The 6,024-nt window shown below is 68.5% G+C and carries 7 protein-coding genes and 1 pseudogene; 4 read left to right on the top strand and 4 right to left on the bottom strand.

Translation table 11 applies throughout. The features are described from left to right. The 3 genes from IH44_RS0138730 to IH44_RS0138720 form a co-directional block, all read right to left on the bottom strand. On the bottom strand, nucleotides 1–366 hold a 366-nt coding region (locus IH44_RS0138730; protein WP_030464554.1), incomplete at its 3' end, for a DUF6188 family protein. A gap of 137 nt (nucleotides 367–503) precedes the next feature. Then, on the bottom strand, nucleotides 504–1,580 hold the full coding sequence (locus IH44_RS45010; RefSeq protein WP_081967384.1) for an NUDIX hydrolase: 1,077 nt from the start codon (nucleotides 1,578–1,580) through the stop codon (nucleotides 504–506). 170 nt (nucleotides 1,581–1,750) lie between these two features. Then, the gene (locus tag IH44_RS0138720) at nucleotides 1,751–1,939 is read right to left on the bottom strand and encodes a DUF1508 domain-containing protein (protein ID WP_030464552.1); all 189 of its coding nucleotides are present in this window, start codon (nucleotides 1,937–1,939) and stop codon (nucleotides 1,751–1,753) included. A gap of 354 nt (nucleotides 1,940–2,293) precedes the next feature. On the opposite strand from IH44_RS0138720, the gene IH44_RS0138715 reads away from it, so the two are divergent. Further along, the gene (locus IH44_RS0138715) at nucleotides 2,294–3,523 is read left to right on the top strand and encodes a hypothetical protein (protein WP_030464551.1); all 1,230 of its coding nucleotides are present in this window, start codon (nucleotides 2,294–2,296) and stop codon (nucleotides 3,521–3,523) included. 46 nt (nucleotides 3,524–3,569) lie between these two features. Next, nucleotides 3,570–4,718 carry a hypothetical protein gene (locus tag IH44_RS0138710; RefSeq protein WP_157852621.1) on the top strand — a complete coding sequence of 383 codons (1,149 nt, stop codon included), beginning with the start codon at nucleotides 3,570–3,572 and terminating at the stop codon, nucleotides 4,716–4,718. An 87-nt stretch (nucleotides 4,719–4,805) separates the two neighbouring features. Here the strand turns inward: IH44_RS0138710 and IH44_RS45005 are convergent. After that, nucleotides 4,806–5,613, bottom strand: a protein-coding gene (locus IH44_RS45005) for an IS5 family transposase (RefSeq protein ID WP_107066738.1) whose coding sequence is annotated in 2 segments (ribosomal slippage) — nucleotides 4,806–5,313 and nucleotides 5,312–5,613 — 810 coding nt in all. Because the reading frame shifts where the segments join, the coding sequence is not laid out codon by codon here. A gap of 71 nt (nucleotides 5,614–5,684) precedes the next feature. On the opposite strand from IH44_RS45005, the pseudogene IH44_RS45000 reads away from it, so the two are divergent. Together IH44_RS45000 and IH44_RS49920 are read left to right on the top strand one after the other, a co-directional pair. Continuing rightward, a pseudogene (locus IH44_RS45000) lies at nucleotides 5,685–5,861 on the top strand (transposase); the annotation flags it as partial. 47 nt (nucleotides 5,862–5,908) lie between these two features. Continuing rightward, nucleotides 5,909–6,024 (top strand): transposase (locus IH44_RS49920; RefSeq protein WP_369795051.1); only part of this gene is annotated, 116 nt, incomplete at its 3' end.

The raw sequence follows: 6,024 nt of genomic DNA, 5'->3' as shown, positions 1-6,024 counted from the left end.
CTTAGTCTCGTGGGCTCGGAGATGTGTATAAGAGACAGGCTGCCAGGGGTGGGGCGGGCCGCCGGGGGCCGGGTCGGGGGCGACGGCGAGGAGGTGGCCGGTGTCGAAGGTGAGTTCGAGACCGCCCGCGGGGGTGACCGTCGCGGTGGTGATGACGGCGTCGGCGAGGTGGCGGAGGGTGCCGGTGCCGGAGGGGGGCAGGCCGAGGGCGGGGTAGAAGTGTTCGACCTCGGTGCCGTGCCGCAGCCGGAAGTCGTTGCGGACGGTCAGCAGCAGCCCGTCGTCCAGGCGCAGCAGCAGCCGGTCGCCGCCGCCGAGTGCCCGCACCGTACGGCCGTCCAGTTCGGACCCGAGCGACTGTCCCACCCCGCACCTCCCGATCTTCCCGAAGCGGGCCGGGCCGCGCGCCGCACCGGCGGGCACCGTCCCGACCTGCTCATTCATACCCGGCCGGGGCCCCGGTATCCGCCGCGAACCGCCGCCGGGAACCGGCCCCGGGGTGTTCAGGGAGCGGTGGCCGGGGGCGCGCCGTCCACCAGTTCGGCCGGCCCGGCGGTCGGTGGCAGGGCGCGGACCGCCAGGCAGGCGGCCAGCCGCCGGGCCTGGGGCGGGGTGAGCACCCGGGCGGCCTCGGCGGGGGTGAACAGCCGCCACTCGGCGATCTCCTCCTCCTGGACGCGGACGTCCGCCAGCAGTTCGGGGCCCGCCGTCCCGCCGTCGTAGACCAGCGACAGGTGCGGCAGGTCGTCCCGCGGGTGGCCGCCCACCCAGTCGACGGCCAGCAGCCGTCCGGGTTCGCGCCGCCAGCCCAGCTCCTCCAGCGCCTCCCGCCGGGCGGCCGCCCGGGGCAGCTCCCGGTCGGCCTCGACGGACCCGCCGGGCAGCACCCACGGCGACTCGTCCCGCCACGGCGTCAGGCGCACCAGCAGCACCCGCCCGTCCTGGTCGGTGAACAGCATCCGGGCCTTGGCCCGGATCCGCGGGCGGGTCGCGTAGTACGTCTGCTTGTCCATCGGCGGGGGCGGCGCGGCGAGCCCGGCGCCCGGCGGCAGCAGGCCCTCCAGCGCGGCCGCGCCGAGGTACGCGGGGGCCGGGCGCGGCGGCAGGTGCAGGGCGGAGTGGCCGACCGGCAGGCCGTCGGCGAGCTCCAGCGGCGCGGCCGCGCGCGGGGCCAGCACGCAGGCGCCCATCCGGCGCGACAGCAGCGGCGGCACGGCGGACAGCAGCAGGTCGGGCGGCAGGTGGACGATCGCGTCCAGCTCGGCGGCCTCCAGCCGGACGGCCGCGGTCTGCTCCGGGGTCAGCGGGTCGGCCCAGTACAGGAACGCGGCGATCGGCGGCCGGTCGTGGTCCCGCGACCAGTCCAGGCAGGCGAGTTCGCGCAGCACGGGCGTGACGCCCAGCTCCTCGCGGATCTCCCGGACGGCGGTGTGCCGGGGCGACGGGTCGGCGGGCTCCCAGCCGCCGCCGGGCACCGCGACGGGGTGCTTGGCCCGGTAGGAGGTCCGCACCACCAGCACCCGGCCGTCCCGGTCGGGGAACAGCACCCCCGCCGCCGCCATGATCTCCCGTCCGCTCACCGCAACCCCCTCGCTCGTGTCCGGTCGTTCCCGGTCAGCATGCCCCGTGCCGCCCCCGCCGCGCCGGAACGGTTGCGAGCCCGTGACGGACCGACAACTCGGTCGTCACGGGCTCGCGGTCCCGGCCCGCCGCGGTCCACCCCGCGGCCCCGGCCGGTGCGGCTCCGCGGTCAGGCGTGGGCCGGCGTCTCCAGCAGCTGCGCGTACGGCGCCAGCTTGCGGATCGACTCGATGTTCTTCAGGCACTGCTCGCGGGACTCCTCCGGCTCGCCGGTCACCACGACCGAACCGTTGCTCGCCTTCAGGCGGAAGCGGTGGTTGCCCGACTCGTCCACGTACAGCTCGAACTTCCCAGCCATGGAAATGCACACCTCTCACTCGGGTAGCCCCCCGGCAGTCAACGTAGGGTCAACTACCGTTCCACGCCTTCCGGGTGTGCCGTTCGGGTGCGTGGCCGAACCCGCAGCGGGACCACCGAGGGAGAGGACAGCGCGACGGTTGAGAGCCGTCCGCTGCCCCATTTCACATCCATTGCACATCGAGGCGCGGGGACCACGGGCGGCGATGCGTTGTCAGCCGATGGCGCCTCGGGCTTCGTCCAGGTCGCATCACGCTGTGTGTCCGCTGTCGGAGCGTGACCGCTGGATCCTCGTGGCCTGTTCCACCTGTTGATGGGGAGGCCAGCTGTCAGCCCGTGGGTGCATCATGCTGCGATGAGTGCGCAACCCGAGTGGTCGATCGTCTCGATGGCGATGGATCGTACGTCGTCATCCATGATCCTCACGCGTTCCGACGGCAAGGAAGCCCGGTTCCCGCTGCGGAAGAATCCGTTCGGTGAGACCAGCACATTGTCCCAGTTCACTTGCTTTCCGGGTCTCAACGTCCTCCTTGCCACCACGAAGTCCGGTGACGACGTTGCCTTCGAGGTGCCCGTCCTCGATGGCGCCGACCAGCTCGACGGGCGTCTTGCGGTCTACCTGGACCAGAACAAGTGGCGCGTCATGGCCAACGCGCTCGCCGGTATCGGTGACGTTTCCCCGCAGGAGGACGAGGCAGCTTGGCGTCTCGCGAACTGGGTGCGACAAAGAAAGATCATCTTGCCTGCTTCCGCCGCGCAATACGCGGAGACCACGAAGTGGTCCGACGCCACCAAGCGGTACCAGCTCGGTTTGATGATCCTCCAACTGAGCCTGGGGTGGCAGATGCGGGACCCGCTGCAGGTACGTCGTGACGAAATCCGTGCTGCTTTCGATCGCCGGGTGGGAGGAAACAGCGGAACTTCCGTGGGGGCGGTGTTCAGTCTCGCTCCGAACGTCATTCGTGGAGCTGCTCGCGGGGTGAGCCCCATTCCTATGCCTGAGGGCCTCCCGCAGGAGATGGCGTTCCAGACCGTGGCGCTGACCTCGGCCACGGCTCTGATCGAGGTGATGCTTGATACCGAACGCGTACCGGCCGGCTCGGTCACCGATTGGGTGGAAGCCAACCAGCAGTTCAGTGACTGGCTGGACGGAGAGAAGCGCGATGCGCAGCAGAAGCGCAAGAGCATCGACGCCTTCCTCCTGAACGACATCCGGCTCGACCTCGCAGTCGAAGCCCACGCGGCGCAACTGACATCAGAGGCCGTCTTCGAATGGATGACGAAGCACGCCCAGCACGATCTGGCCGCTGCTCCAGCGCTCGGACTGCTGCGCGAGATGTTCCACGAGCGCCATCTCAACAAGGGGACGATCTGGAGGGGCAACGACCTGACGGATATGATCTACCTGTCCTGTGCCGCCGGGTACGCGGATTTCGTGGTCTGCGAACGAGCCATGGGAAATGCGCTGAGGCAAGGGATCAAGCGGTTGCAGCGGCCGGTGCGGGTCTTCCGCTACCTGAGTGATGCCGCCGAGGCCATCGAGACGGTCTTGACCACGACCGGGCCTGGGCAACAGGAGTCGTGACCGAATTCGAGTGCCGTGTCGGCGGCGAGGCCGCTACCGTCTGGCCATGTATTACGAGCGCACTGCCTGGGACATTCTTCGCGCCACACGATCAGCCCTGCCCGGTTCCGCAGGAAGCACCCCGGAGCGGCGAGCGGTGTACGTCTCTGCTCTGGAACAGGCCGAGCAGTTCTTCAAAGCGGCCCGCACGGTCGGGCCAGCCACTCAGCCGGTGCTCATTTTCTATGGTCTGAGCCAGGCCGGCCGCGCGATCGCCGCTGCGGCGACAGCCCCGCCTGGCAAGAACGCGGATGCCGAAGACAGCGTTGACGAGTGGAAGCTCAAGGGGCACGGTATCCAGACACTGGATGAAGAGGGCCCGCTGCCGGCCGTCGTGATGAAGACCGATGTGAGGAAGAAGAGCGGGAGCTTCGTCAGGCTCTCTCGCCTGCTCGGTTCGCCGCTGTGGGGCAACAACCCACTTCCGCTGTCCCGGTTGTGGGACTGCCTGCCCTGCAACTACGACGATCCGATCGCCGACCCTGACAGTCGGATCATGCCGCTCCTTGTAGAGGAACGGCACCTCGTCTCCAATCATCGGGAGATGCAGGGTGAATCTCACGCCATGCTCTGGGCACCCGTCGTCAATTTCCCCGCGAGGGTGACCACCGCGCAAGACACCGCCGGTGCGGTTACGGACTACATCGCTCACTTTCCCGGTGGCCGTGACCACCACAGCTACCGCCGGCGCTCGACCAACGGCGGACAGAGCCAGTGCCCGGACCTCCATGTCCATGTCGGCGGCCAGTGGTCCGAGCTGACCATGAACTGGATGCTCCCCGGAGGACCCGGCACTCTCGCAGACCGACAGCACTACCTCCGAAGCATCACCCGCCCCTACTCCGGGACGCGCTACTTCTTCCCCGCACTGGGCGGGAGCGCCACCAGCGTTCACCCCCTCATGGCTTGGTGGGCGGTCCTCCACACCCTCTCGACGATCTCCCGCTACCAGCCGGCCGAATGGGGCTGCCACATCGACGTCGACCGCAGCCAACACGCCGTCCCGATCGAACGGCTGCTCACGGAGTCCATCCGGATCTTGCCCCAGCTCGTGGCAGAGACCATCGGAGAAGTATCCGATCCCCAGCGCCGGCCACCGCAACGCTCGGCTCAGCCTGAAGCATCTGGTGCTGCGCATGACATCGGGTTTGTATAGCGGGGGAGCGGCGCTGAACAGGTCAAGTCGGTCGGGGCCCTGTGATCTGTGGCAAGAAGATGGTGCTTCGTAGAACTCGTAACAGGATCACGGCGTCGGCTTGTTGAGGCGTCGCCAGCAGATGAGTGCGCATGTGAGTGAGACGAAGGCGTTGTGGAGGTCGAGGCGCCTTTCCCCGCGGATGGCGAGGCGCTTGAACTGGTGGAGTTGGGCGAAGGTCTGCGCGACGACGTAGCAGAGCTTGCCAATGTCGATGATGTCGGGCTCGTCTCGGCGGGAGATGACGGGCAGAATCCGACGTTTGTGCAGTTCGCGGCGGTTGGGGTTGCTGTCGTAGCCCTTGCCGCCGAGCAGGGCGGCCGGGCACTTGCGGGGACGGCCGACGCGGCCTGCGACCGGCGGGACGCCGTCGACCAGGTCGAGGGTCCGGGTGACGTCGTTGACGTTGGCGGCGGTGACGATCACATGGAACGGGATGCCGCCGCCGTCGCTGATCACGTGGTGTTTGCTTCCGGTCTTGCGGGGGTCGACCGGTGACGGGCCGGTGGCCTCGCCCCCTTTTTTCGCGCGCACGTGGGAGGCGTCCACGCGCGCGGGTCCAGCCGATCAGTCCGGCCGCGTTCAACTCGGCCAGGAGCAAGCGGTGCAGGGCCTCGAACACCCCGGCCTCCTGCCGGCGGCCGAGGCGACGCCGGCAGGTCTGCCCAGAGCCGAAGCCCCACTCGGGCGGCAACTGATGCCAGGCGATCCCGGTGTACGACACGAACGGAATTCCCTGCAGGCACAGCCGGTCGTCCACCGGACGCGGACCCGGCGACCGCTCCGGCCACGCCGGCAGCAGCGGCTCGATCCTGACCCACAGCTCGTCGTCCACGACCCACGGCTTCTTGCCCACACCATCACGAACGGACGAATCGTCACATCGGTCACGCCCTGCCAGTGACGATCGGCAAGATCGTGTTACGAGTTCCAAGGAGATGGGTGGTCGAGCGCACTTTCGGCTGGATCATGATGCACCGCCGACTTGCCCGCGACTACGAAACCAAACCCGAGCACTCCGAGAGCATGATCCGCCTCGCAATGACCTCGAACCTCACCAAACGAGCAACGGGCAAAACCGCCATAAGCTGGCAGAATCCATGAACTATCCCGCATTCGAGCAGGACGTCCTCTCAGACCGTGTTTGAGATCTGCCATGTCTCGTTGCTGAAGGGCTCGTTGAGCTCGTTGTGAGTGGTGTTGGGGGCGGGTATCCGTCGGATCTGACGGATGATCAGTGGGCGCTGGTGGAGCCGTTGCTTCCTCC

Origin of the sequence: Kitasatospora sp. NRRL B-11411 (assembly GCF_000721345.1) — a bacterium.
Taxonomy (GTDB): Bacteria; Actinomycetota; Actinomycetes; order Streptomycetales; family Streptomycetaceae; genus Kitasatospora; species Kitasatospora cineracea.
Note: the sequence above shows the minus strand (reverse complement) of the source record. Positions and strands in the feature narration are given on the sequence as shown.